Origin of the sequence: Pseudomonas sp. Irchel 3E19 (assembly GCF_900187585.1) — a bacterium.
In the GTDB taxonomy this organism is placed as follows: domain Bacteria; phylum Pseudomonadota; class Gammaproteobacteria; order Pseudomonadales; family Pseudomonadaceae; genus Aquipseudomonas; species Aquipseudomonas baetica.
The window spans coordinates 1-26104 of sequence record NZ_FYDT01000036.1 but is presented as its reverse complement, the minus strand read 5'-3'; the positions used below and the strand labels follow the sequence as shown (position 1 = coordinate 26104).

The following is a 26104-nucleotide window of genomic DNA, read 5'->3' as shown; positions in this document are numbered from 1 at the left end:
AGTTGGCGGCCTGGCAGCCGGTCATTCTCTATCGGTAGTACTCAATCCTTGTGGGAGCCTGGCTTGCCAGCGATGGCGGGCTGGCAGCCAACCATTCTCTATCGGTAGTACCCAATCCTTGTGGGAGTCTGGCTTGCCAGCGATGGCGGGCTGGCAGCCGGTCATTCTCTATCGGTAGTACTCAATCCTTGTGGGAGCCTGGCTTGCCAGCGATGGCTGCCTGGCAGCCGGCCATTCTCTATCGGTAGTATTCAATCCTTGTGGGAGCCTGGCTTGCCAGCGATGGCGGGCTGACAGCCGACCATTCTCTTACTGGATGTGCTCAATCCTACTGTGGGAGCGAGCCTGCTCGCGAAAGCGGTGGGTCAGGCACCATAAGTATTGAATGCGCTGACGCCTTCGCGAGCAGGCTCGCTCCCACGGGAGATCAGTTGTGTGCGGGAGGTTGGGGGATTTCGTGGTTATCCAGCACTCGATTCACCGCCAACTCCGCCAGCATCACGATCTGTTGAATCGCCATAATCGTGCGCCGCTGCGGGAGATCGACGTAGGCGGCGATGTCGCTGGCCAGGATGTTGGCTTGGGCCAGGGATTCGCAGGCGTGGACCAGCAGGCTTTCGCTGTCCTGATTCGGCGCGACCTGGAACATGGTGCTGGGTTTATGGAAGCGCAGGGTCAAAGCGTTGGGCTTGAGGTAGTGATCGAGGGCGCGTTCGGCGGCTTCGTGGAATTTCTTGGAATCGGGGGATTCGTAGGGCGAGGTGTCGTTGGTTTCTGGCGGATTGGGTGTCGGCTTTTTCATTTGTTGCTCCTCAGGAATTGGGCCATTCCTCTAATTGCCGCGACGCAAAAAGAGGGGTGGTAGCTGTACGCGGGTTCGCGGACCGACCTGAGGCATTCGGCATACCCGAAGGTATCCCGCGTACAGCCACCATAAAACAAGCACTCGGGGTGCTGCTGTTAAGCGGCGGCAATTATGCCCCAGAAGTCGGGCCGCGACGCCCGTTCGCTGAATTTGCAGCGACCCCCAGAGCCTATCCAGCCGATTTCCGAGGCACAACCGACGCGACTTGTCGGAAAACTCCGCGCAACTTTCAACGTCTGTAGGACGAGCACATTTCCCACAGATAAACACTTTTCAACCTGTGGGAGCGAGCCTGCTCGCGAAAGCGGTGTGTCAGGCACCGTAGATGTTGAATGTGCTGACGCCTTCGCGAGCAGGCTCGCTCCCACAGGGTTCCAGGTGTATGCAGAAATGGCGTGCACAAAAAAGGCGATGTCCCTCACAGGATGTCGCCTTTGTTTTACCGCCGCTAAAGCTTATTCCGGCAGTTTGTACGCAATCACATAGTCACCCATCTTGGTGCCCAGCGAGCCGTGGCCGCCGACAACGAGCAGCACGTATTGTTTGCCGTCCTTGCCGGTGTAGGTCATCGGAGTCGCTTGACCACCTGCTGGCAGACGCGTTTTCCACAACTCTTTACCGGAGTTGACGTCGTAGGCGCGCAGGTACTGGTCGAGGGTGCCGCTGAGGAAGCCAACGCCACCGGCCGTCACGATCGAGCCGCCCATGCTAGGCACGCCCAGGTTGAAGCCGATCGGGATTGGCGAGCTGTCGCGGCTGGTGCCGTTCTTGCGTTTCCACACGACTTTGCTGGTGGTCAGGTCGATACCGGCGACGTAGCCCCAGGCCGGAGCCTGGCACGGTACGCCGAGTGGCGACATGAACGGGTGCATGATCACCGCGTAAGGCGCGCCGGTGTTCGGTTGCACGCCAGCGGTTTCGCTTTCGCGTTTGCTGCCGGCGGCGACTTTCTCGCGCGGCACCATTTTCGAAACGAAGGCCATGTAGTTCGGGCTGGTGAACAGCATTTGGCGAACCGGGTCGACCGACACGCCGCCCCAGTTGAACACGCCAACGTTACCCGGGTAGATCAGGCTGCCCTGTTCCGACGGAGGGGTGTACTGACCTTCGTAACGCAGTTCCTTGAACTGGATGCGGCACAGCATCTGGTCGAACGGGCTCGCACCCCACATGGCTTTTTCGGTCAGTTCCGGGGCCAGCAGGTTGAGGTCCGAACGGGCCTGGGTCGGTGCGGTGAAGTCGCCTTTGACGGCGCCTTGCGGTACCGGGATTTCCTTGATCGGGATGATCGGCGTGCCGTCACGACGGTCGAGGACGTACAGGCTGCCCTGTTTGGTCGGGGCGATCAGCGCAGGTTTCACGCCATCGGCGGTTTTCATGTCGAGCAGGGTTGGCTGGCTGCCAACGTCCATGTCCCACAGGTCGTGGTGGGTGAACTGGTAGTTCCAGCGCACTTTACCGGTGGCCAGGTCCAGAGCAACGACACCGGCGCTGAATTTCTCGGCGCCCGGGGTGCGGTCAGCGCCCCATTGGTCTGGAGTCTGGTTGCCCAGTGGCAGGTAAACCATGCCGAGTTTTTCGTCGACGCTGGCCAGCGACCACATGTTGGCCGAGTTGCGGCTGTAGGTTTCGCCCGGAGCCAATGGTTCGGTGGCGTCTGGCTTGTCGCTGTCCCAGTTCCACACGAGGTGGCCGTCGCGCACGTCGAAGGCGCGGATCACGCCCGATGGCTCGTTGGTCGACTCGTTGTCGGTAACGTGACCGCCCATGATCACCAGATCACGGGTAATCGCCGCTGGTGAGGTGGAGTAGTAACCACCGGCGGTGAACGGGCCGATGCCTTGGGTCAGGTCAACCACGCCGTTTTTGCCGAAGCCTTCGCAGATTTTGCCGGTGTCGGCGTTCAGTGCGATCAGGCGAGCATCAGCGGTTGGCAGGTACAGACGACGCGGGCAGGCCTGAGCAACGGCTTTGCCAGCTTCGGAAATTACGGCGGAGGCAGCGTTTTCAGACTTGGCGTAAGCGGCTTCGTCGTAGTACGACACGCCACGGCAGGTCATGTGGGCGAAGCCTTTGAAGCCGACCGGGCTCTTGATCTGCGGGTCGAAGCGCCACAGTTCCTTGCCGGTGTCCGGGTCCAGCGCCAGCACTTTGCTGTGCGCGGTGCAGGCATAGATCATGCCGTTGGCTTTGAGCGGGGTGTTTTCGTTGGTCAGCTCAACCGGGTCATCCGCGCTCGGCAGGTCGCCGGTCTGGATGCGCCAGGCTTCTTGCAGCTTGCCGACGTTTTCCGGGGTGATCTGCTTCAGTGGCGAGTAACGGTCGCCGAATTCGCTGCGGCCGTAGGCCTGCCAGTCGCCATCCGGCATGGCTGGCGCGGTGCTGGTCATGTCGGCAGTGTCGCGGCCCAGTTCGCCGAAGGTTTCGCCCGGGTGGGTGAACAGGCTGGCCAGAGCGGTGACGCCGGCCAGAACCACGGCCACGGTCAGACCGCCGGTGCCCATTGGCGCAGGGCCGGCGAGCAGCAGTGGACGACGGAACCACGGCAGCAACATCACGAAGCCGAGGACAAACCACAGCGCCAGACGTGGCACCAGTTGCCACCAGTCCAGACCGACTTCCCACAGCGCCCAAACGGTGCTGGCAAACAGCACGATGGCGTACAGGCCCAGCGCCGCACGACGGCGCAGCAGCATCAGAATGCCGGTCAGCGCGATGCCGATACCGGCCAGCAGGTAGTACAGCGAGCCGCCGAGCATGCTCAGCTTGACCCCACCGGCCAACATGGCCAGGCCCATCAGTAGAAGCAGAATGCCGAGCAGGCTCGGTAGCAGACGGCCCCGACTCGAAGCACTTTCGGTGCTCATAGTGTGATTCTCCGTGACGTTTATGTAGTCCCGCGCTGTAGTCACTTTAGATGACGATTTGGCGTGGGCATGGTTCAGATAAAACTTGTTTGGCTAACTAAATTCTCGTGTGGGAGGGGGCTTGCTCCCGAAAGCGGTGTGTCAGATGGCTGGTGTGTTGGCTGATACGACGCATTCGGGAGCAAGCCCCCTCCCACAGGGGTACAGCGGTGTCAGTTAGAACGAGGACTGGATCTTGATCCCGCCGATCAGTGCGTCATCGACCTTGTCCACGCCGCCCGGATGGCGGATGTATTGCAGGTTCGGGCGTACGGTCAGCCAGTTCGTGACGTGCACGCCGTAATAGAGCTCAGCGCTGTATTCGGTGTCTTGCGGCGGCAGGAACGACGGGTCGTCGTAGTTGTACACGGCGTTGGCGCGGTTGCTCGCTTCGGCGTTTTTACGGAAGGCCGGGTTGACGTGGACGCGGGCGAGGGCGAAGCCGATGTCGTCCTTGGCGCGCGCATCGAACGGGCCTTTGTAGGTGAGGCCGGCCTGCACGTAGTTGTCGATCGCATTGGTTTTCTTGTCGTGCATCGTGGCGTTGGCGAACACGCTCAGGCCGCGCGAGTTGTCACTGGCCATGCTGGTGATCTGCTGTTGCACACCGAGCCACACGCCGTGTTTGCTCGACGCACTGCGATAGGCTTCACCGCTCAGCGCTGCCGGTTGGCCGTGGCTGTCTTTATAGACGTCGTTGGCCTTGGCGTTGCTGTAGTAGTAACCGGCACGGTATTCGCCCGGCAGGCCATTGAGTTTCGGCGTCCATACCACTTCAATCGGCAGAATCGCGCCTTGGGTGCCGCTACCACTGAGTTTGAAGCCGTTGCCGCGATCGAGGTTCGACGGGTTCTGCTCGTAGGCGCCGACCTGTGCGTACAGCTCCGGCGTCAGGTGATATTTGACGCGCAGGGCCCACTGGCTGACCGGCCAGTTGTACCAGATGCCGCCGACCCAGTTGCCGACCTGCGAACCGCAGAACGCCAGGTTCTGGAAGTCGCAGGGGAAGCTGTTGAAGTCTTCGCCTTCGCCGAAACGGCCGACCTTGATGTCGAGTTTCTGATCGAAGAATTTCTGCTGATACCACATCTGCGTCAGACGCGTGGTCTGGCCACGGCCCCAGACTTCCTGGGCGGAGGTAAAGCCGCCAACGCGCGGATCGTTGATGCGGTCGTTGCTGATGTTGTTGCCGCTGCGCTTGGTGATGGTCAGTTGAAACTCGGCGTCGTCCCAGCCGAGGATCTTCTGCAAGTCCAGATGCGTGCCGAGGCCGAACTGGTCGCTGTAGCGTGCGGTGCGGTCGTGGTCGTAGCCACCGTGCAGGTTGCTGCCCATTTCGCCGGTGTAATCGAGCTTGAAGTCGTAGCCTTTTTCCGCGAGTTCGGTGCGCGTGCCGTTCCAGTCACCGAGCATGTACGGTGATTCACTGTCGAACGCGGGAGCCGCTTGGGCGCAGGTGGCGAGGCCAAGGGCGGTGCAGCCGCCGATCAGGCGCAGGGATGAGATAGCGCTGTCTCGGAAAAACGGAAAATCGGGCATAAAAGGGGTCTTTCTTGATCTTTTTTTGGGGGTGAGCTGAGCGCTACGATTTGACGCAGGCAGTGAAGCGATTCAGCGGAAAGGCGGCAGGATAATGATCTGTAACAAAAAGACAAAGGGGTTTTGCTGACATGAACCGTTTCGGATTCGGTAACAGTGCGGCAAACGGGCGCATTGTGGGACCGTTCGCAGGCTGCGATCTTCTCGGGTTGGCCTACATTTGCAGGAAGGCCTTCCACCCGATCATCCCCTCGGCTAAGGTGCGCGGCTTCTGCATTTCACTTCGCCCAAAGGCCTGGCATGAACGAACAATCCCCCGATCCGCTGCACGGCGTGACCCTCGAACAGATCCTCACCGCCTTGGTGGCCCACTACGAATGGTCGGGGCTGGCCGAGCGTATCGACATCCGTTGCTTCAAGAGCGATCCGAGCATCAAGTCGAGCCTGACGTTTTTGCGCAAGACCCCATGGGCACGGGAGAAGGTCGAGCGTCTGTACGTGAAGCTTGCGCGCACCAAGCGACCGCTCTGAGATGGACGCCGTGTGGCGGCGCCGCCTGACTACCCTCGCCGCCGTGCTGGGCTGGGCGGGATTGGCGATTCAGCTGTACCTGATTTTTTTTGCGCGCTTGAGTGTCGGCGCCAGTCTGTTGGGCGGGCTGGTGAGTTTCTTCAGTTACTTCACGGTGTTGACCAATACGCTGGCGGCAACGGTGCTGACCTGCGCCGTCACGTCGCGTGAATCCGCCGCACCGCGCTGGTTCCTGCAGCCGTGGGTGAGCAGTGGGGTGGCCGTGAGCATTGCCGTGGTCGGCCTCGCCTATAGCGTTCTGCTGCGGCATTTGTGGCACCCCGAAGGCTGGCAATTTATCGCCGACGAATTGCTCCACGACGTAATGCCGCTGCTGTTTCTGGGCTATTGGTGGTTGTGCGTACCCAAAGGCACGTTGCGTTTATGGCATCTGCCGCTATGGCTGATTTATCCGCTGGTGTACTTCATCTACGCCTTGCTGCGCGGGCATTTGCTGGGCGCTTATGCGTATCCGTTCATTGATGTGGCGGTGCTGGGTTATCCACAGGTGTTTATCAATGCCGGGGGGATATTGGTGGGGTTTGTGGTGATTGGGTTAGCGCTGATTGGCATAGACCGCTGGCGATCTGCACGACGTTAAAGTACCCGTAGGAGCTGCCGCAGGCTGCGATCTTTTGATCTTGTCTTTTTAAAGCAAAGTCAAAAGATCGCAGCCTGCGGCAGCTCCTACAGGGGATATCACTCTTCTTCGGATCCTTCGGCGCGCCAGTAGCCGACGGCTTTCACCAGCTTCTCGTCGAGGCCATGCTCATCGAGCAACACCCGCCGAACCTGCCGGGAAACCTTGGTCTCGGTGGCCACCCACGCATACAGATTGCCTTTAGGCACCTGCAACTGCTTGACGGTGGTCAGCAGGTTGTCCTTGCCGCCTTCGCGCAATACCCAGATCACATTGACCTGCGCTGCACTTTCCAGTACTTGCTGCTCGCCGCCGTTTGCCACTTCGATCACCACCAGCGCCTTGCGATTGGCCGCCAGGCCTTCGAGGCGGCGGGCGATGGCGGGCAGGGCGGTTTCGTCGCCGATCAGCAAGTAGCTGTCGAAGATGTCCGGCACGATCATCGAGCCGCGTGGCCCGCCGATGTGCAGGAACTGCCCGGGTGTAGCCTGTTCGGCCCAGGTCGAGGCAGGCCCGTCACCGTGCAGGACGAAATCAATGTCCAGCTCAAGCGTGTCGAGGTCGTAGCGGCGCGGGGTGTAGTCGCGCATTTCGGGCATCGGGCCTTCGTTCTTGTCGCCGAGCACCATGGTTTCCAGCGCGGCGGTTTGTTCGGCGTTCTGCGGGAACAGCAGTTTGACGTGATCGTCGGTACCGAGGCTGATGAAGTCGGCCAGTTCCGGCCCGCCAAGGGTGATACGGCGCATGCGTGGGGTGATATCGACCACGCGCAGCACTTCGAGGCGACGGCGTTTGATTTCGTGCATCACACGGTGAATGGTTTGAGTATCGACTGCAGTCATTCGGCTTTCTCCGAGACAGGTTGAACGGCGGGGCCGTCGACGATGGCTTTGGCGGTGTCGTTGAGCAGATCGCGCACACGCAGGATTTCTTCCGCGCTCCAGCGCCCGTGGTGCAGTTGCAGGGCATGGCGCAGGTTATGCACCGCCTCGTGAATTTCTGGCGGCCGGTCGTGGCCGCGCAGTGAACGTTTGCTGACGTCGATACGCATGCGCACGCCATCCAGCGCCACCGCTTGCTCGCCCAGGGACAGGCGCCCGGCGTCGGTCACGCTGTAGCGTTTTTTGCCGCCCTCGGCGTCGCCCGTGATCAGTTCGCTTTCTTCCAGAAAGGTCAGGGTCGGGTAGATCACGCCGGGGCTCGGGCTGTAGGCGCCGTCGAACATGCCTTCGATCTGGCGGATCAGGTCGTAGCCGTGGCAGGGCTGCTCGGCGACCAGCGCCAGCAACAGCAATTTCAGATCGCCGGGGGCAAACACCCGCGGGCCACGGCCGCCGCGTTCGCGGCCGGGGCGTTTCTCGAAGCCGTCACGGCCGTCACCGTGTTCGCGGTGGGGGGAATGAGGGTCTCTCATTTTTGCTTTCTCTCTCTCGTCGTATTTAGATACAACTTAAGATATATCTTAAGACGCAGGCAAGGCGTTTTTTGTCGGAACCTGCCTTCAGTCGACGAGCGGCGCCCGCGCTGAAAGCGGCGTAATGCCGTCGATGCACATTTTTTAACGCTAAATTTTCGCTGATAAAAACAATGTCCGGAAAGTTAAAGCTATCACTCTATTAATCACCGGCTTATATTCTTTAGCCGGTTTAAGTCCCGTATTCATTAGTTGTATTCGCTGTATGGTTTTATTGCGGAAACTGTATGTAAGGCATAACTTACAGTCGCTGTTTTATATTTTGATTTTTTGTTCTTTTTTCTTGCTGGTCGTGGGGTGGTTTAACTACGCGGTCATCGGAAGTTGCCTGCTTACTTTCAAGAACCAACAGCCGATCATGCCTCGGCGTTGAGAGTTCAAAGCAACACGGCTCCCCTTCAGGCAGACGTTGTTTGAACTTTCAATGACCTAACCACTATCAAGCAAACAGGTACTGAACGATGTTCAAGAAACTCGCAATCGGCGCTTCACTCGCTGGCCTGGCCATGAGCTCTTCCATGGCTTTCGCTGTCGATCCCATCAGCCAGAGCATCAGCATCAAGGCGTTCGTGCCGACGTCGCTGTTCGTGATCAAGCCCCAGGATCCGAACTTCGGTCGCGACGAAGTCATGAGCCAGCTCGACAGCGGTGAAATGAGCACCATCGACCACATTTTCAACCTCAAACACACCGATCCGAAGGGTGCGATCAACGCTTTGATTGAAGGCACTCCGGCGCTGTACAACGGCCGTGACAGCCTCCCGCTGACCGTTTCGGTCGGTGGTGTGGAACTGGGCAGCACCACCACTGAAATCGTTAACGAAACCGATTCGGTACCGGGGGTTCAACGTTCGCTGCGCATCAAGGCCGCGACCCCGTCAGCGACCCAGAGCGGTAACTACAGCGGCAGTTTCTCGGTGATCTTCGAGCCGGTCATCAAGTCCTGAGCCAGTACGCTTCTGAATAAGAAGTTATTTGTTCAATAGTCTTGCCCCACTGACCATCATTGATGGTCGGTGGGTGTCGGCTTCTTTAGTTACCTGGATATTACGATCATGTTTCCGATGACTCCCATCGCGGCTGCGCTCGCACTTTTTTTATGTGCCGGTGCCTGGGCTGCGCCCAATGACAATGCCACGACGCCCCGCAGTCTGCTCGCTCAGGCCAAAGGGTTGCCAGCGGATTTCGAAGAACACTTCTTCGATGTGCCATTAGCCGTTCGGGTGGAACGTGATCAACAATTTCTCGGTGAGGCGATGATCGTGCTGGGCAAAGATGATCGCGTCACCCTGCTGGAATTTACCGACACGGCCGAGAGCACGATTGCGGCCAGTGAGCGCGAAACGTGGGCGGCTTATTTACAACAAGGCGTGCTGTTGGGTGCCTGCCAGGGCAGTTGCCCGGCGCAGATGATCGCCGTGCATTACAACCTGCAGAGTTCGCTGCTGTCGATTGCCACGGAAAATGCCGAGCGCGACACCGAAGCCAAGCGCTACTACGACGTTCCGGAGAACGGCAGCACCGGGCTGATCGTGCGCAATCAGTTGAATCTCAACGGTGGTCAGGATCAGGACCTGGGCGGACGTTATGGTCTGGAAGCCAGCAGCAGCCTGGGTAACTGGACGCAGCGGGTCAATTTGCAACTGGCCAAACTCGGCGATCCGGACGACAAGCTCTATCACGCCGTGCATGAGTTGTATGGCCAGCGTGAAATGCCGGGGACGTTTCTGCGCATGGGTTATTTCACGCCCAACTCCGAAGGCTTGAGCCGCCAGCTGCGCACCTTTGGCGCCAGCCCCGATACGGCGGTGGGCCTGATGTACGGCAGTTCCGACAGCCTGGCGATCAACAGCCCCCGGCCGAGTGTCTATCCGATCTACGTCACGGCCAATCGGCAGGCCTCGGTGGAGATCTATCGCAATGGCGTGCTGGTCAATACCCAGGCGGTCGCGGCCGGTTTGCAGACCCTCGATACCCGGCCGCTGCCGGGGGGCATTTACGAGGTCGAAGTGCGCCTGATCGAAGATGGCCAGATCACGTCGACCACGCAGGAGCTGGTGTACAAACCGACCAACTGGCGCAACCTCGATGAGCGCTGGCGCTACAGCCTGTTTGCCGGGCAGGAAAGCAAATTGCTCAGCAACTGGGATGAACAGTCCAGTGGCGACATGACGGCCGGGGCGGCGGTCAATTACCTGTTGCATCCGCGGGTGATTCTCGGGCTGTCGGCGCGGCAGATTCAGGGCAAGCAGCAATATGGATCGTCCATCGACTGGAGCGTGGTCGACAACGCCAGCCTGTACGCCAACGTCTACCAGACCGAGGAGCACGGCACCGGCATGGACCTGCAGGGTATCTACAGCTATGGCTCCGGCAACCTGTTCGCCACGCACAACCGCAGTTGGCTGGACACCACCAACACCTACGAAACCCTGCCCGATGGCACTCGTGTGCGCCAACGCAACGTGTTCATTGGCCAGACCAGCAGTTCATCGCTGGCGATCAACCATCGCCTGAGCAGCAAGAACTCCATCAACGGCCGCGTCTCCTACAGCGAAGGCAACGTCAGCGGTACCGCACTCGATCTGGGGTGGTCGCAACGCACCGTGCTGTTCGGCAGTGACGCCAACTGGCGCCTGTCGCTGTTCGACCGGCCGGGCAGCTACAGCAGCGGCGATGCACGCAATCGCGGGGTCGACCTGAGTGTCAGCCTGGCGCTGGGCGGACCGGGTGAGCAATGGTCGGGCAGCATCGGCACGCGCACGGCGCGCGAGGGCGGGCGTGACAACAATGGCTCGCTGTCGTACCGCAAAACCCTTGAGAACCATGTGCTGCAAAGCGTCTCGGTCACCGCACTGGCGGATACCTATGGCGTCGGGTTATCCGGCCTCAGCAGTTTCGAGGCCGAGAGTTTCAATGGCGATGCATTCCTCCAGCGTTCTTCCTACAACGGTAATTACACCGGTGGCTTGAACCTCGACAGCATCGTGGCGGTGGGCGGCGAGCACATGGTCATGACCAGCCAGCAACATGGCGGTGGCGCCGGGATGATCGTTGATGTCGAAACCGATCTCGATGAGATAACCCTGCGCGCCGACGACCTCAGTGGCGGCAGCGCGACGCTGCGCCCAGGGCGCAATTACATACCGCTCACCGCTTATAAAAACAGTTCGGTCAGCTTCGACTTCGAAGGCAACCACGCGCCTTCGGCGAGCATCCAGCCGGCACGGGCGCGCTACCACTTGAACAAGGGCGGGGTCGACTACCGCAAGATCACCGTGAGCAAGACCCTGACCGTGCTCGGGCGTCTGCTCGACCCGCAGGGCAAGCCGCTCAAGGGCCATCACGTCATCAATCACGCCAGTCGTGGGGTGACCGAGGTGGACGGCTTCTTCTCGATGGAAATGAATGCTGGTGCCCCGACGCTGGAAGTGCGTCGCGGTGATCAGTTGCTCTGCCAGTTCCGCCTCGATCCGGACAATGCGCGCAGTGAAAACAACGTGCTGATGATCGGTGATTTGCGTTGCTCGCCCGACACCCTGGCAGAGACCACCACGCAGCCGGCACTCGCAGGTTAATGGCATGACTTGGGATTACACGATGAAACGTTTGCGTTCGCTCAAGCCCGGCCTCGGGCGATACCTGTCAGCCTTTGTTCTGGCGACGTTACCGCTGTGCTCAGAAGCTGGCATTGTTGAAGTCACCGCGGTGTTTCGCCCGGATCCGGGCAATCCGATGGTCAACAGATTCAAGAACACCAAGCCCAGCGAAGGTTACTGCGCGCATTTCGCCGCGTACTGCGAAAGCCGCGATCTGTTCAGCCTGACCTTGCCTTTGGGTGGTTTCCCCCAGACCACCGGGATGAGGGTGCAGGCCAACCATACCGATCCGCGCCAAGGCGCTTTTCTGAAGGTGCCTTCTGACTGGCGACGCCTGACGGTGACCAATGAGAACGGCGATACAGATGAGCTCGAAGTGCGTATTTCAGGTGTCGGCGGCCGCGCCGATCACGGTGGCGACGTGGTGGAGATGACCGGGGGCGGTAACTACGAGCACTTGTGGAGCACCGGCCGGTGGCACAAGGCGCCTTTTCCGTGCATTTCCGGCGGCGGGCTGAACGGTTCCAGCGAGTACGTCATCTTCATGTGGATGGTGCCGGAAAATGCCGGCGCCTGTGCCACAACGGCCTTGTTCGATCTGCCGCGCTTCGAATACCGCTATCTGTTTTTCGGTTACGAACTGCGTACGCCCAACCCGCTGAAAATGCCCACCGGGACTTATCGCGGCAGTATCCATTACAGCATCGGGCCGGGCATGGACTTTGACATTGGCGATGCGGTCCGGCCCCACGATTCGGCGGTCACCATCGATTTTGTCTTGAGCGTCGAACACACCCTCAAGGTTGAAGTGCCGCCGGGCGGCAACCGCATCGAATTGCTGCCGCAAGGTGGCTGGCAGGGCTGGTTGCAGCGCAATCAGCGTCCGGAGCGGTTGTTCCGCGACCAGACCTTCAATCTGTCGACGTCCAGCCGTTTCAAAATGCACCTGGAATGCGAGTACAGCAATGGCGGCAACGACTGCTCGCTGTATGAGCCATTGAGCGGCCACGGTGTGCCGTTGAGTGTCTCCGTCAGCCTCCCCGGCGGCCTTACCGATGCCTCGGGGCAACCGGTCAGCCGCCGCCGACTGGCCCGTGATGGCAGCGGCACCGAGTTGTTCATGCCGGGCTACTACCTGGATCGCCAACCGGGAGCCCTGCACTTCGAAATCGCCAGCAAGGATGTCGAGCAAATGCTCACCGGGACCGGCAAAACCTACAGAGGCAATGTCACGGTGGTCTGGGACTCGGAAGTCTGAGGCGCCGACCGTTCACTGTTTATCCATCAGAGGGCAGAAAATGAAACTTCGCTGGGCACTGCTGTTTACCGCCGGGTTGCCGTTGTTGGGCAACGCCTCACCGGCGATCAATGTCGGGGTGGTGTACGACTATCTTGATGCCGACAAAAGCACCTACCTCAAGCGCGTGTTCAATGGCGGCGCCTCCACGGCTTTCGTCAAGGTCAACATTCTCGAGATCGTTTATGACGCCGATGGCAACCCGCAGGAAATCCCCTTGCTGTCGCAGACCGAAAACGCCGCACGCAATGGCCTGATGGCCAGTCCGGCGCGTTTGATCGTCCCGGCCAATGGCATGCAGGGCACCCGTCTGGTGTACATGGGCAAGCGTGATCAGGAACGCTATTTCCGTGTGCGCTTCGTGCCGGTGGTGCCGGAAAAGGAAGACGAATTCGTGGTCTCCAGCGAGGAGCGCGAAGAATACAAAAAAGGCCTCTCCGCTGGCGTCAACGTGCTCGCCGGTTACGGCACGGTGTTCTTCGTCAGGCCTGCGCAGACGCAGTTCGACAGCGTGATCAATGACGGTGCCGGGCAATACCGGATCCGCAACCGCGGTAATTCGGTGGTGGTGATCGATGAGTTTCGCGACTGTTCGGTAAAAAACGAAAGCGACTGCCAGCCGACCACCAAGCACCACATTTTGCCGGGACGTACGTTCGAGTTCGACAAGCAGAACGGGCGTGAGTACAGCTTTACGCTGATCGAAGGCAAGGACAGCAAACCCCTGGAAGTCAAGGGATGAGCGCGCAACCAGAGCGTTTCAGGTGATCACCATGTTCAAGGCAAAACGTTTAATCCGATGGCTGCCGCTGCTGCTGGTCAGTGAAGGCGTGCAGGCCATTACCGAGCGCGAAACGTTCGAGGTGTCGGTGACCATTCCCACCGCACAGTTTTATGTGATCCCGTCAGAACCTGACTGGATTCATCTGGAGCAAAGCCTGCCGTTCAACACGCAGTCGGGGCAGTTCACCCCGTTGCGCAAGTTCTTCGATGTGAAGAACAGCAATGGCGCGATTGCCGCGCGGATCAGTGCCGAGCCGTTTCTGAGCAACGGCCGCGACAGCGACAACATTGCGCTGATCGTGACCTTCAATCACAAACGCCTGACGGTCGACTCTGACCTTGTGGTCTCGGAACTCGATGCCCGTCCGGGCAAGCGTGTCGGCTTGCAAGTGGCTGCGGCGCCAGCGCCGGAGGGCTACAGGCCGGGCAACTACTTTGGCAGCGTACACATGATTTTCGAGGCGTTGGCGCCTTGAAGTCTGCAGCGCTCCCAAAACCTGAACAGGGCAAAACAGTGAACGTGATCTCCTGGTTCAAACAAGGCGTCATCCGGTGGTTGGGCAGTTGTTTGCTGATCGTGGGTTACATGGCGACCGCCGACGCCGCAGTCCAGAACATTACCGCGGTTTTCCGGCCTGATCCGGCGAATCCGTTGAACAACAAGTTCGTCAACACCACCCCGGAAAGCGGGCTGTGCGCCTGGCATCCGCCGATGTTCCCGATGTGCAAGGCACTGGGAATTTTCACGATCCGGACTGAAGACATACTGTTTACCTCCCGCAGGCCCATACCGGCCAACCATGAAAATGAACGCGACGGTTTTATGTTCAGAGTGCCTTCGAGCTGGCGGGACATGCAGGTCGTCCATACGGAAACGGGAGCGGTCGAGAAAGTGCAGATGCGCATTGCCGGCATCGGCAACCGGTTTGACGTACTGGCCAACCCGCCGGGCACTGACGCCTGGGGCCCTCGCTGGAGCATCTGGATGTATGCGCCAGCCCCGTGCGTCAGTACCAATTATTCGGCGGGCAATATTAACTACATGCTCTGGTTCTGGGTTTTCCCCGAAGGCACGGGCACTTGCAGTCGCAAGGCGCTGATGGATGTGCCGGCCATGAAAACCGTGACCTTCGAGTACGCCTACGAAATCAGGAATCCCAACCCGCTGACCATGTCGACTGGCCAATACATCGGCTCCATGTTCTATACGATCGGCCCGGGCATGGACTTCGATTTTGGCGATGTGATGATCCCCAACGACAACACGCTGACCTTTAACGTGACGCTGGATGTTCAACACGCCCTGAAAATTGAAATTCCCCACGGCGGCAACCGTGTCGTTCTGGAACCGCAGGGTGGCTGGCAATCCTGGCTGAATAACAATCGCCAGCCGGCACGCCTGTTTCGTGATCAGACGTTCAATATTTCGGCCTCGTCGCGTTTCAAGATGAAGCTTGAATGCGGGCAGGAGATGGGCGACACCTGTGGCCTGCGCAATGCCGCCAATCATCAGGTGCCGATGCAGATCAGCGTGAGCCTGCCCAACGGGCTGACCCGCGCTGACGGCACGCCGGTCAATCGCCAGCCGTTGTTGCTCAGTGGCGCGGGCACGGAGTTGTTTCAACCGGGTTTTTATGTCGATCGCAAACCCGGCATCTTGCATTTCGAGGTGGGGCGCGAGGATACCAAAGAGATGCTCAAGCATGGCGGTAGCCAGTATTCCGGTACCGCCACGGTGGTCTGGGATTCGGAAGTCTGAAACAACACCCTGACGGCAGCACGGCTACCGTCAGGGCGTCTTTATTCCTTGGCCTTTTTCAGCGCTGCCCGGGTCAGTCGCCGACCCAGTTCCTGCTCGTTGTACCCCAGCTCGCTGATCAACCGTTCGTAGGTTTGTTCGGTCATGGCTGCACCGGTGAACACCTCGTTTTGCGGCAAGGGGAACGCGTCTGCCAGGGTTTTCAGCTGTTGTCGGATCGGTGCTTTTTGCGCCTCCGGCAAGGTTTTGGCGTCTGCCCAGGCCTTTTGTGCCTGACGCAACTGGTCGAGCAGATCGGCTTTGCCTTCGTAAGTGAGGGCGTTGTTCCTGAATGCGGCGGGCCAGGTTTCGCGCAAATAATGACTCCAGAACGACTGGTCGAGCATGCCATTGACCAAACCATCGCCCTGTTCCAGCTCGATGACCGTGTCGTAAGCCTGGGCGATCGCTGCGTTGGAAACCCCGGCCACCTGACGGGAAAGCATGCGTTGCGACTGCCAGGGCAAATTCAGGCGCACCGCCAGTCCGGTTTCATAGGCCAGATGCACTTCCACCTCATCCGGCGTGCCGTCGCGTGACGCAATGTCGGCCTCGGCGATGGCATTGACCCGTTCCAGGCGGGCGGCCCCCGTTGCCAGCTTCACCAGTTCGCCCTGCAGTTGTGCGTGGGTGGTCGAGGCAGAATAGGCCTCGGAGACGAGGACTTTGATGCCCATGTTGTTGAACAGTTGTGCACCGGCATCCGCGCAAGTCACGGGGGCGGTGGACATGATGTACAGCTCTTCGCGCAGTCCGGCGTCGAGATAGGCCGCATCGATCAACCGCCACACCCGGTCGGCCAGCTGTTGGCGTGCCTCACCGCCCCGTTGATAGTCCGCCGACAGGTGCAGTTTTTTAATGACTTTGAACAGGCCCTCGGATTCGACATCCATCTCCAGGTCGGACCAGGCTTCCGGTCTCAGCGCACCCAGACCCGGCGGTTGGCTGTTCCAGAGCACGTCATGGTCGGGTGTCCACCAGCGCATTTCCTCGCCAGCCGCTTTGGAGTAGTAAATATTCGGGTCGATACCGACTGATGTGCGGTAAGCGCGGTAAGCGATCCGGTTCGCGTCGGAAAGGCTTTCGGTGAAGATGCGGGTGCGGGCGATGATCAGCGCCTGATCCGAACCGGCCACCACTTGCGGCAAACGGCTGATGGGGTTTTGCTGCATATCGAGGAAAAAGCTTCGCGGCCGACGCTTGTCGAACAGGCCCTCCGGCCAGGTTTCGATGCCGGTGTTGTTCAGGCTCAGAACCCTGAGTCGCGGCATGCGCCCGACATTCACCGAACTCCCCAGCGGGTTGTTGTCCAGCCTGATGATTTCCAGGCGGGTCAGGTTGCGCAGGCGCTCGACATCCGCCGCGGCCAGGTGGATCTGGTTATCGCTCAGGCGCAGGGTTTCGAGCACATGCATGTTGCCGATGCTTTGCGGGATTTCGCTCAGCCCACATTGTCTGGCACTGAATTGACGCACATGGCGGAAGTCGTTCAACAAGCCCGTGGTGTCGGTGGAAAATCGTGTGTTGTCCAGATTCAGAGTGGTGACCTGCTCAAGGTATTGGCCCAGTTCGGGTAGCTTGTTCCACCACAGATCAAGATCGTTTTGCGCGATCTCGGTGGACAGGTCCAGCGCATAACCTTCTTCCAGATGGGCACTGCGCTTGCCAAAGACCGTGGATTTGCGCTCGAAGCATGCAACCAGCCGCTCGATGATGTGCTGGCCGTTATTTCGGATGGACACGGTGCCAGCCCAGCTGTCGAGCTGCTGAAATTGCCACTGCCTGAGCATGACGTGCAGGTCATCGATTTCCTTTTCCAGACGATCCAGGGTCGCGGCCGGATCGTCCGTCGTCCGCAGCGATTCGTTGAAGGTGCGCAGTTCCTGATCGCTGAAGTGCGGGTACAGGTCCGACACGCGTTCCTCCAGGGTCGCGGCCCATCTTGAGAGTGCGGGGCCGCGCACCAGCAAGAGGTTTTCCCGCGCTGGCGGCGGCAGTGGCCCGCGGTCGTCAAGCGCGATGCGGCGTGTTGCGGCCGACTCGGTCTTGACCATCACCCATTGCTTGAACATTTCCCCCTCGTGCGGCTGATAGCCAAGCGCTGCAAGCGTGTCCTTTGGCAGCGCTTGCAACACCGAGCGATAGAGATCTGCCGCCTCGTGCAGCGTGTTGCCCGCGGCGTCACACACTTCGTAGCGATTGCCGGAGTACCGGATCAGGATGCGCACGCGGCCAGCGTCGTCCGGACCTGCCTTGCAGCGCAACTCTCCATCAATGCTGTCGGCGCGAATCTCGATACGCAGATCGCCCAGGGCATCGCTGTACAGACGCAAGGCGTTAAGGGTCAGGCGCTCGGTGTCGGCGGTGATCAGCGCGTCGCGGTAAAAGCCTTCATAGCTGCGGGCGGTGCGGGTTTCCAGTTGCAGGTCGCGAGCGATGGTTTTCAGGCGCAGGGGCAGGCGGCCTTCTTCGGTGATTATTTTGCGTTCGTTTTCCCCGGCGTTCGCCAAGAGGTTTTTCACCCCTTGCGGTGCAATCTCCGGGAAAGTGCTCGTGACCTTTTGCGTCAGGGGTTCGGCGACTTGGGTACGGTTGGCGTAATCCTCTTCGAACAGTTTCGCCCGTTCGCTCTCGGTCACCGCAACGAGCCGTTTACGCAGGGCGCGGGTACGTAAGTCGAGCGAGGCCGGCAGCTGGTCGGCGGGTAAATCGAGAATGACCGAGGTGCCGTTTTCATCCAGCGTTTCCATGACGATTTTCAGCAGCTCACCATTACGCAACTGCCGTTCCTGCAGCTGCACCACCAGTTTTTTGCCGGCAGGGGCTTCGGTGCCAGTGTGGGCCCAGATCGTTTGGTTGTGGCCATCGATGATGCGCATTGAGGCTTTTTCCGGCCACATGTTGTGGGCGGTAAGTCCCCGCAACTGAGTGACGGCATCGGCTTTGCCATAGACCAGCGGGTCGTCACTGCTCAGGTGCTCGATGAAGGTCTGAATGTCCTGATCGATGCTCAGGCGTTCAAGGGTGTCGGTCAGCAAGACGGGCGCATGCTGGTTGTCGATGTACATGGCGCGCAACTCGCCGGGATCGGTTGCGCTGATCAGGCGAGCCGTTTCCAGCTGTGCATCGCTCAAACGCTCCACCGACGGACCGATACGGCGTAGCAAAGTGGCGTTGTCCCAACTGCGCGGTTGCTCGAACGCAAGTACGTGAGCGCCTGCGCCATTGAGCTCGACACGCGGCTGGTAAGCGTCACTGCGGGTGGGATGCTGCAGGAAGTGTTCGCCGGTTTGTGTATTTCTTGCGACTTCGTAGTGCTGGTTCGCCTTGCGCAGAATCTGTTTGCCCTTATGCGCATACAGGCCGTTGTGCGCAGGTTTGGCGTCGAGGGGCAGATCTGTTTGCGGGTGTTGGTAGGGGGCGAGATCGGGGTTCCACAGACGGGTTTTGCCCGTGGCTGACTTGACCGGGAGCATACCGTCGACGAAGGCGGAAAACTTCGCCGTGACGATTTGGCCGATGGCCATACCGGCACCCAGGGCGGCCATTTGTGCCACCTCGTTCAACACACCGATCAAGTGTTCGGTGGCCTCCACCCACTGTCCTTCGGCCAGGTCGACGACGCCCTCGATGACTTCGCAGCTCAATTGATAAGCCGTGTAGGCCAACATCATTTGGCCAATCACCGGCACAAACGGGGTGACGACCAGCAGCGCGACGTTGAACAGATCCGCAGCAATCTTCAGCACATTGTCCCACCAGGTTTTGCGGGCCTGGCTGTCGGCGTCGGCGGTAGACACGGCGATGTCTCGGGCGTCCCTGAGCACTTTGTCGATCTTGCGCTGGTACAGCTGCTCGGCGAGGGGGCCACTGCGAAAAATCCGTCGGTGTTGCAGGTCAGGTTCGGCCACCGCTTCTTCACGCCAGTTCGGGCGTTGATCCAGCGGCTCTTTGCTGTGCCAGGCAAGACGGCTGAGCTGGCTTTGCAGGGCGGTGAAAAAATGCCCGCGCTGCTGATGGTCGACAAATTGACTGAAGAACTGCCGGTAGCTCATCCCGGACGCAGCCGACACCCGGTTTTCGCGCAACTGGCGGCTCAGCTCGCGCAGAAAGTCGAGGTGCGAGCGGTACAGCTTCAACGGGTGATCCGGGTCGTGAGGGACGTACGCGATGACCGGATAGAGATCGGGCAGCAGTTTGTCGGCGGTGCCGAAAATCACGATGCCGGTCAGGGTCGTCCCCAGCAGGGAAAGGGCGCTATGCCCCATGACTTTACCTTTCAGGGCAGGCTTGTGCGCGCCCGCCAGCACTTGCGTCACCACCCGGTGCGCGTCTGCCGTGATGTCACCTTTGATCCGCGCCAGGGCGGCTGCGGCGGTCAGCGCCGCCGTTTCATTGGCGAGGAGTTTTGCCTTGAGTGATTCGCGGGCGACGATGCCCGGCGACTGTAAAGTTTCTTTCAGATGCGCCGTGTATTGCTGGCCGATGTCCAGTTCTCGACACAACACCTGGAACTGTTTGACGCTCATTCGGCTTTTGATCGGCTTGATCGTGAAGTGCCCGCGCACATCGGGTTGGCTGATGAAGGTGGAGTCGTCGGTGAAGGCTTCATTGCTGGCAAAGTTATGCAGCGCTGCATCCAGCAGCGAAACGGTGCGAGTCGTCACGCCGGCGGAGGTGTCGATGACCCACCAGTCGCTGTTTTTCGGAATATACAGGCGCAGAAAAGTGCTCTGGACATCATCCATCACGCCGTACTTTTCCTTGAGTCTGGCTTGCAGAAGCGGGGCGGCAAAGGCCTGCACGTTCTGCACTTTGCTGAAGAACCGATCCACGCGGTTTTGCGTGATCCATGCCTGTTTGTTGGCTTCGCGAAGTTCGGCATCCCGGGTGTGCCAGTGCTCGAACTTCAGTTTCAGGCGCGTCAGGGCTTCGGTCCGCAGTGGCGGTGCGGACTGGAAACAATCACTGAAACTGGCTTTGATAAGCGCGTGGTGTTTGCCCTTGTTCAGGGGCGAGGCAAGCGGGGTTACGTCAGACATCGTGATCATCCTTGAATCTCGATAAGGATGATCAGGCTAGCGCTGCTGGCTCAGAATAAAAGCCTGAATATCAGTTGGTTAAGCGCCTTTACCGGTGCTTGAACATTGAAAAACAGCGACGAAAAAACAGCCGGCTACCACCACGCCGCGAACGTTCAGCGCTGGGCGACCTCAGCGGGGCGGCAGGCCGTGTCGCTGCCCGGTTGCAGATACGAGGTGAGGATCGGCGCCATGCCTTTGAGCACTTGCACCGGCAACGCCGAGGTGAACTTGAAGTTCTCCGCCGAACGCCCCGGGACGAACGCGGTGAGCGTGCCGAAGTGGTGATCGCCGATGTAGAACACGAACGTCGCCGTACGGTTGATCGACTTCGAACTGAGAATCCGTCCGCCCGAGCCGATCGCTTCGATACGGTTGTCACCGGTGCCGGTTTTACCGCCCATGGCCAGCGGGGTGCCGTCGGCCAGTTTGAAACTGCCGGACACCCGTTTCGCCGTGCCGGCATCCACCACCTGCGACAGCGCTTCGCGCAGGGCAGTCGCCACCTCTGACGGCATCACCCGTTTGCCGACGTGAGGATCGTTGACCAGGCGTGTTTCATAGGGCGTGCCGGCGGCAAAATGCAGGCTGTCGATGCGCAGGGTCGGCATGCGTACGCCGTCGTTGAGGATGGTGCCGATCAACTCGGCCAGCGCTGCCGGGCGGTCGCCGGAACTGCCGATGGCGGTGGCCAGTGACGGCACCAGGTGATCGAACGGGTAGCCGACGCTCTTCCAGCGCTGATGAATGTCGAGGAATGCCTGGATCTCGAGCATCGTGCGGATGCGGCTGTCGCGGGCGCCCTTGTGTTTGCTCTTGAACAGCCAGCTGTAGACTTCCTGACGTTCAAATTGACTGGCTTTGACGATCTGGCTGAAGGTCGCGTCGGGGTTGTTGAGCAGGTATCCCATCAGCCACAGGTCCAATGGGTGAACCTTGGCGATGAACCCCTGATCCGGCAAGTCGTAGGTGCCTGGACCGTAGGCGTCGTAGAGCCGGATCAGGCGGTCGTCGGTGAGTTTTTCAGTGAGCTTGGCGCCCTTGAGGTGCGAGCGCACGAAGCTGTTGAAGTCTTCCTGACTGGCGTTCGGCAGCAGGTAACGATGCACGGCGGCCATGCGGATCGGCGTCGGGCGCATGCTGTCGAGGAAGGTGTCGAGGCGCGCCTGGGTGTCCTTGTTTTTGTACTTCTTCCAGAATTTGAGCAGAAACGACGTGCCTTCGCGGTCGGCGAAGCTCGCCAGGTATTCCTGACGCCGCGGGTCGCGGTCATCCTTGAGCAGTTCGGCGCTGTTGTTGGGGCCGGAGTAGGTGGTGTAACGCACCAGATCACGCATCAGACGAATGAACGGCAGGTTGATCGACTCGCGCAGCGCATCGCGCAGGGTCGGCATGCGGCCGTTGTCTTCCTTGCGGAAGTTGTGGAACGTGTGCAAGCCGCCGCCGGTGAAAAACGCTTCGCCGGGGCTGGCCGAATATTTGCGGTCAAGGGCTGCGCCGAGCAGCTTCGACAGGTCGTGATCCTTGTTCTGGATCAGGTAATCGATGACCCACTGGCTCAGGCGATCCTGATCGGGCACCTCGACTTTCTTCAGTTCCGGCACGCTCATGGCGCCGTATTTGTCATGCAGTTCGGCAATGATCTGCAGGTAGGTGGTGAGCACGCGCATCTTCGCGGTCGAGCCGAGTTCGAGTTTGCTGCCTTCGTTGATATCAAACGGCTGGTCGGTGCTGTCGGTCTGCACGCGCACTCGCGAACCGTCCGGCGTCAGTTCGAACAGGGTGAAGCTGTAACGCACCTGGGTGGTGCTGGTCGGCGTCAGCAAGCGCTCACCGAGCAGGCCGATTTCGGCGGCATAAGCCGGGTCGGCGAGTTTCTTCAGGTATGCCGTGGCCTGGCTTTGCAACTCACCTTGCAGGGTGCTGGTGGCTGACAGGTCGAGACGATCGAGGTCGTACAGCGGACGATTGAGCATGCTGGCCAGACGGCTGCGGGCGACGCTGATGCCTTTGTTGGTTTCAATCGGTTGAAGGGTCGGCTGGGTCTGCCAGTCGCGGTAACTGACCTTGGCGGCGAGCGCGGCGTCGGCCAGGGCGGTGTCGATCACGCCGTTCTGCTTGAGCAGGCGCAAGTGGCTGTCGGTGAGGTTGGCGAGTTCATCGCGGCCCTTGGTCAGGTAATGCGACGGGCGCCGCTGGGCGATCATCAGCGAGAGCATTTCGCGCAAGACCAGGCCTTTGTCGGCCATGGTTTTCGGGTCGGTGGCCGGGCTGTTCAACTGTGCGTTGGCCGTGTTGAAATCACTGCCGTACCAGACGCGCAGGCCTTCGGCCATGCCATGCACTTCGCCATGCCCCGGGACCGCCGACAGCGGCACGCTGTTGAGGTAATCGCGCACGATGTTCTGCCGCGCCCCCAGTGTTTGTGCGCCGGGCTGATAGGCGCGGACACTGGCGGAAATCATCTGGCGGATCTTCTCCGCACCGGACACCGTCAAGCCATCGGGCGAATGGCGATACTTCTCCAGCTGCGTGGCCAGGGTACTGCCGCCAGCGGATTGCCCGGGCAGGTGCAGCAACTTGGCCACTTGCGACCACGCCGCCATGCCGAAGCGCGGCCAGTCCACAGCCGGGTTGGCCAAGGGTTGTCTGGGGTCGAGCAGAAAGCGGTTTTCGATGAACAGCAAGCTGCTGACCACCACCGGCGGTATCGCCGCGAAGCTCGCATACAGCTGTTGCGGGTAGTTGTACTTGTACAGCGGCGCGGCCCGGCAATCGGTGATCGACAGCCCGGCCTGAATCTTCTCCGCATAGGGCACGAACAGGCCCTTGTCGGTATAGCTGAGCAAGGCTGGCGAGAAGCGGGCCTGCTCGGTGATCACGTAATCGCGTTTGAGCAGGCGCGGCAGAAACTCATCAAGCGAGCTGTAGCCCAGACGCAGATCGAACGGCCCTTTGCCCGGATAGCGAATCGCTTCGCTGGGCCCGGGCTCCAGCTTGTAGGTCAACGATTGGGCGTACTGGCTCAGTTGCCGGGATTGAAAGCGCGAGGTGCGCATTTCCTTGCTCGCCGCCAGTCCCACGACAATCGCGATAATCAGCAGCAATAACCAGAAAGCCTTCCAGCCATGCCGGCTGCGGCGTGGTTTTTCAGGGATAGGCGCTTCATCCACACGTTCAGTCGGAACCACGGCTTTACTCGAATCGGTTTGCCACAAAGCGCCCATCGTCGATTGATCCATTCACGCAGATTGACCGGACTTGTCTGAAGCTTAGACGGTGGTTGGCGGTGGGGAAAAAAATGTGAGGGGATGGGGAGGGGGATTGCTGAAAATCTGGATTGAACGACGCTGTGGCGAGGGAGCTGTGTCGCCAAGACAATGGGTAGAGCCTTTTCGCAGTGAATACTGCTAAAGCAGGGGCATGACGATGCACCAATGCTGTGCAATACTCGGCACCTTTTTTGGCGGCGAGTATTCCTGCGAAAAACAGGTAATGCCTCTCCGTAAACCGGGCTTTTGCCGAGAGTTGTCGCTGAATGTTGTGGTTTATAGAGTGAAAAGACCTGCCCAAGGCTTTTTATACTGCACGCCCCGCTGATCTTGCAGGTTTTGTCCTACAAGACGCGTTTGCCCACGAAGCAGGCGCGGTTTTCTTACAAGCCAAGGCCTACCGGCCGAGGCTTCGACACTCGGCGGTCACATCCAATAACAAGACGAGGTTGTACCCCTATGCCAGTCGGCAATCACCTGCCTCACGGCGAAACCGCTCAGGGCGGTCCGCTTAAACGCGAACTCGGCGAACGGCATATTCGCCTGATGGCGCTCGGTGCCTGTATCGGCGTCGGTCTGTTTCTGGGCTCGGCCAAGGCCATCGAAATGGCCGGCCCGGCGATCATGCTCTCGTATATTCTCGGCGGTCTGGCGATCCTGGTGATCATGCGCGCCCTCGGCGAGATGGCCGTACACAACCCGGTGGCCGGTTCGTTCAGCCGCTACGCACAAGACTATCTCGGGCCGTTGGCGGGCTTCCTCACCGGTTGGAACTACTGGTTCCTGTGGCTGGTGACCTGCGTCGCGGAAATCACCGCCGTTGCCGTGTACATGGGCATCTGGTTCCCGGACGTACCGCGCTGGATCTGGGCCCTCGCCGCGCTGATCAGCATGGGCTCGATCAACCTGATCGCGGTCAAGGCCTTCGGTGAGTTCGAATTCTGGTTCGCCCTGATCAAGATCGTCACCATCATCGCCATGGTGATCGGCGGTATCGGCATCATCGCTTTCGGTTTCGGCAACGACGGCGTGGCACTGGGGATTTCCAACCTGTGGAGCCACGGCGGGTTCATGCCTAACGGCGTGACGGGGGTGCTGATGTCGCTACAAATGGTCATGTTCGCCTACCTCGGTGTCGAGATGATCGGCCTGACCGCCGGTGAAGCGAAGAACCCGCAGAAGACCATTCCGAATGCGATCGGCTCGGTGTTCTGGCGGATTCTGCTGTTCTACGTCGGCGCCTTGTTCGTGATTCTGTCGATCTACCCGTGGAACGAAATCGGCACCCAGGGCAGCCCGTTCGTGATGACCTTCGAGCGTCTGGGCATCAAGACGGCGGCCGGCATCATCAACTTCGTGGTGATCACTGCTGCATTGTCTTCCTGCAACGGCGGCATCTTCAGCACCGGGCGCATGCTCTACAGCCTGGCGCAGAACGGCCAGGCTCCGGCCGGTTTCGCCAAGACCTCGAATAACGGCGTACCGCGTCGCGCATTGCTGCTGTCGATTTTTGCGCTGCTGCTGGGCGTGCTGCTCAACTACCTGGTACCGGAAAAAGTCTTCGTCTGGGTGACCTCGATTGCTACCTTCGGCGCGATCTGGACCTGGGTGATGATCCTGCTGGCGCAACTGAAATTCCGCAAAGGCCTGAGCGCCAGCGAGCGTGCCGGCCTGAAATACAAGATGTGGCTGTACCCGGCCAGTTCGTACTGTGCACTGGCATTCCTGGTGCTGGTGGTCGGCCTGATGGCGTACTTCCCGGACACGCGTGTGGCGCTGTATGTCGGCCCCGCGTTCCTGGTGTTGCTGACCGTGTTGTTCTACGTGTTCAAGCTGCAACCGACCAATGCGTCGCAAGGCGCGGTGCATTCGGCTTCGTAGTTTACAGAGGCTGAAAAGACAAAGCCCCGGTCGAGAGATCGGGGCTTTTTTTTGGTTCTTCACGGATTACCGGGAAAGACGCTCTTGATTTTCATGAAAAAGAATTCGCTATCCCGGTAACCGTACGCCATCCGTTTGATAACCTTTATTCGATTGTTTATGCCTTCCAACTGCCCCGTGTGCATCGGCCAGCGAACCCGGCTGACGATTCCCCGCCAGTAACCCTTTAGCCGTTTGGCGAACAGGATCAGAGCCGGTATCGCGCTTTCATGAGCGTGGCGCAGCCATTGCTTCCAGGCTGATCTCCAGCCCCAGGCGGTACTTGGCGTCCAGAGCGTTTTGAGTTCAGCTTTCATCAAGTAGACCGTCATCAACGCTTGGTTGGCCGCCAGCAAATCC

17 protein-coding genes are annotated in these 26104 nt (G+C 59.8%); 9 read left to right on the top strand and 8 right to left on the bottom strand.

The genetic code is table 11. The features are described 5' to 3' along the window. Nucleotides 1-427: 427 nt before the first annotated feature. The 3 genes from CKW18_RS20695 to CKW18_RS20685 all read right to left on the bottom strand — a co-directional run bounded on the left by CKW18_RS20695 (nt 428) and on the right by CKW18_RS20685 (nt 5310). Nucleotides 428-802: a DUF6124 family protein gene (locus CKW18_RS20695; RefSeq protein ID WP_095190503.1), complete on the bottom strand. Its 375-nt coding sequence runs from the start codon at nt 800-802 to the stop codon at nt 428-430. A 518-nt stretch (nt 803-1320) separates the two neighbouring features. Continuing rightward, entirely contained in the window at nt 1321-3732 is a 2412-nt protein-coding gene (locus tag CKW18_RS20690) for a glucose/quinate/shikimate family membrane-bound PQQ-dependent dehydrogenase (protein ID WP_095190502.1), read from the bottom strand. Between the two features lie 216 nt (nt 3733-3948). Next, nucleotides 3949-5310 (bottom strand): carbohydrate porin, encoded by a 1362-nt coding sequence (locus CKW18_RS20685; protein ID WP_095190501.1) that lies wholly within the window; start codon nt 5308-5310, stop codon nt 3949-3951. Between the two features lie 300 nt (nt 5311-5610). Here CKW18_RS20685 and CKW18_RS20680 point away from each other — a divergent pair, with 300 nt between their 5' ends. Together CKW18_RS20680 and CKW18_RS20675 are read left to right on the top strand one after the other, a co-directional pair. Then, the gene (locus CKW18_RS20680) at nt 5611-5841 is read left to right on the top strand and encodes a VF530 family DNA-binding protein (RefSeq protein ID WP_095190500.1); all 231 of its coding nucleotides are present in this window, start codon (nt 5611-5613) and stop codon (nt 5839-5841) included. Between the two features lies 1 nt (nt 5842). After that, on the top strand, nt 5843-6481 hold the full coding sequence (locus tag CKW18_RS20675; protein ID WP_095190499.1) for a Pr6Pr family membrane protein: 639 nt from the start codon (nt 5843-5845) through the stop codon (nt 6479-6481). Between the two features lie 98 nt (nt 6482-6579). On the opposite strand, the gene CKW18_RS20670 is transcribed toward CKW18_RS20675, so the two are convergent. Together CKW18_RS20670 and CKW18_RS20665 are read right to left on the bottom strand one after the other, a co-directional pair. Next, nucleotides 6580-7362, bottom strand: coding sequence for a siderophore-interacting protein (locus tag CKW18_RS20670; RefSeq protein ID WP_095190498.1), 783 nt, complete (start codon nt 7360-7362; stop codon nt 6580-6582). Next, entirely contained in the window at nt 7359-7934 is a 576-nt protein-coding gene (locus CKW18_RS20665; protein WP_095190497.1) for a PadR family transcriptional regulator, read from the bottom strand. Before CKW18_RS20665 ends, CKW18_RS20670 begins: the two co-directional genes overlap by 4 nt. 521 nt (nt 7935-8455) lie before the next feature. On the opposite strand from CKW18_RS20665, the gene CKW18_RS20660 reads away from it, so the two are divergent. The 6 genes from CKW18_RS20660 to CKW18_RS20635 all read left to right on the top strand — a co-directional run bounded on the left by CKW18_RS20660 (nt 8456) and on the right by CKW18_RS20635 (nt 15432). After that, nucleotides 8456-8941 (top strand): CS1 type fimbrial major subunit, encoded by a 486-nt coding sequence (locus CKW18_RS20660; protein ID WP_095190496.1) that lies wholly within the window; start codon nt 8456-8458, stop codon nt 8939-8941. A gap of 108 nt (nt 8942-9049) precedes the next feature. After that, nucleotides 9050-11572, top strand: a complete 2523-nt coding sequence (locus tag CKW18_RS20655; protein ID WP_095190495.1) for a TcfC E-set like domain-containing protein — start codon at nt 9050-9052, stop codon at nt 11570-11572. 22 nt (nt 11573-11594) lie between these two features. Further along, nucleotides 11595-12851 (top strand): hypothetical protein, encoded by a 1257-nt coding sequence (locus tag CKW18_RS20650; protein ID WP_170947294.1) that lies wholly within the window; start codon nt 11595-11597, stop codon nt 12849-12851. Nucleotides 12852-12891: 40 nt separating this feature from the next. Then, entirely contained in the window at nt 12892-13632 is a 741-nt protein-coding gene (locus CKW18_RS20645; protein WP_095190494.1) for a pilus assembly protein, read from the top strand. 31 nt (nt 13633-13663) lie between these two features. Then, nucleotides 13664-14149, top strand: a complete 486-nt coding sequence (locus CKW18_RS20640; protein WP_095190493.1) for a CS1 type fimbrial major subunit — start codon at nt 13664-13666, stop codon at nt 14147-14149. 38 nt (nt 14150-14187) lie between these two features. After that, nucleotides 14188-15432 carry a hypothetical protein gene (locus tag CKW18_RS20635; RefSeq protein ID WP_256587042.1) on the top strand — a complete coding sequence of 415 codons (1245 nt, stop codon included), beginning with the start codon at nt 14188-14190 and terminating at the stop codon, nt 15430-15432. Between the two features lie 41 nt (nt 15433-15473). Here CKW18_RS20635 and CKW18_RS20630 read toward each other — a convergent pair whose 3' ends face one another. Both CKW18_RS20630 and CKW18_RS20625 read right to left on the bottom strand, forming a co-directional pair. Continuing rightward, entirely contained in the window at nt 15474-20513 is a 5040-nt protein-coding gene (locus tag CKW18_RS20630) for an NEL-type E3 ubiquitin ligase domain-containing protein (protein WP_170947293.1), read from the bottom strand. Nucleotides 20514-20668: 155 nt separating this feature from the next. Next, entirely contained in the window at nt 20669-23779 is a 3111-nt protein-coding gene (locus CKW18_RS20625; RefSeq protein ID WP_095190491.1) for a transglycosylase domain-containing protein, read from the bottom strand. Between the two features lie 504 nt (nt 23780-24283). Between CKW18_RS20625 and CKW18_RS20620 the strand changes: the two genes are divergently transcribed. After that, nucleotides 24284-25705, top strand: a complete 1422-nt coding sequence (locus CKW18_RS20620; protein WP_095190490.1) for an amino acid permease — start codon at nt 24284-24286, stop codon at nt 25703-25705. A gap of 59 nt (nt 25706-25764) precedes the next feature. Here the strand turns inward: CKW18_RS20620 and CKW18_RS20615 are convergent. Beyond that, a partial coding sequence (locus CKW18_RS20615; protein ID WP_141233058.1) for a transposase occupies nt 25765-26104 on the bottom strand: 340 nt, incomplete at its 5' end.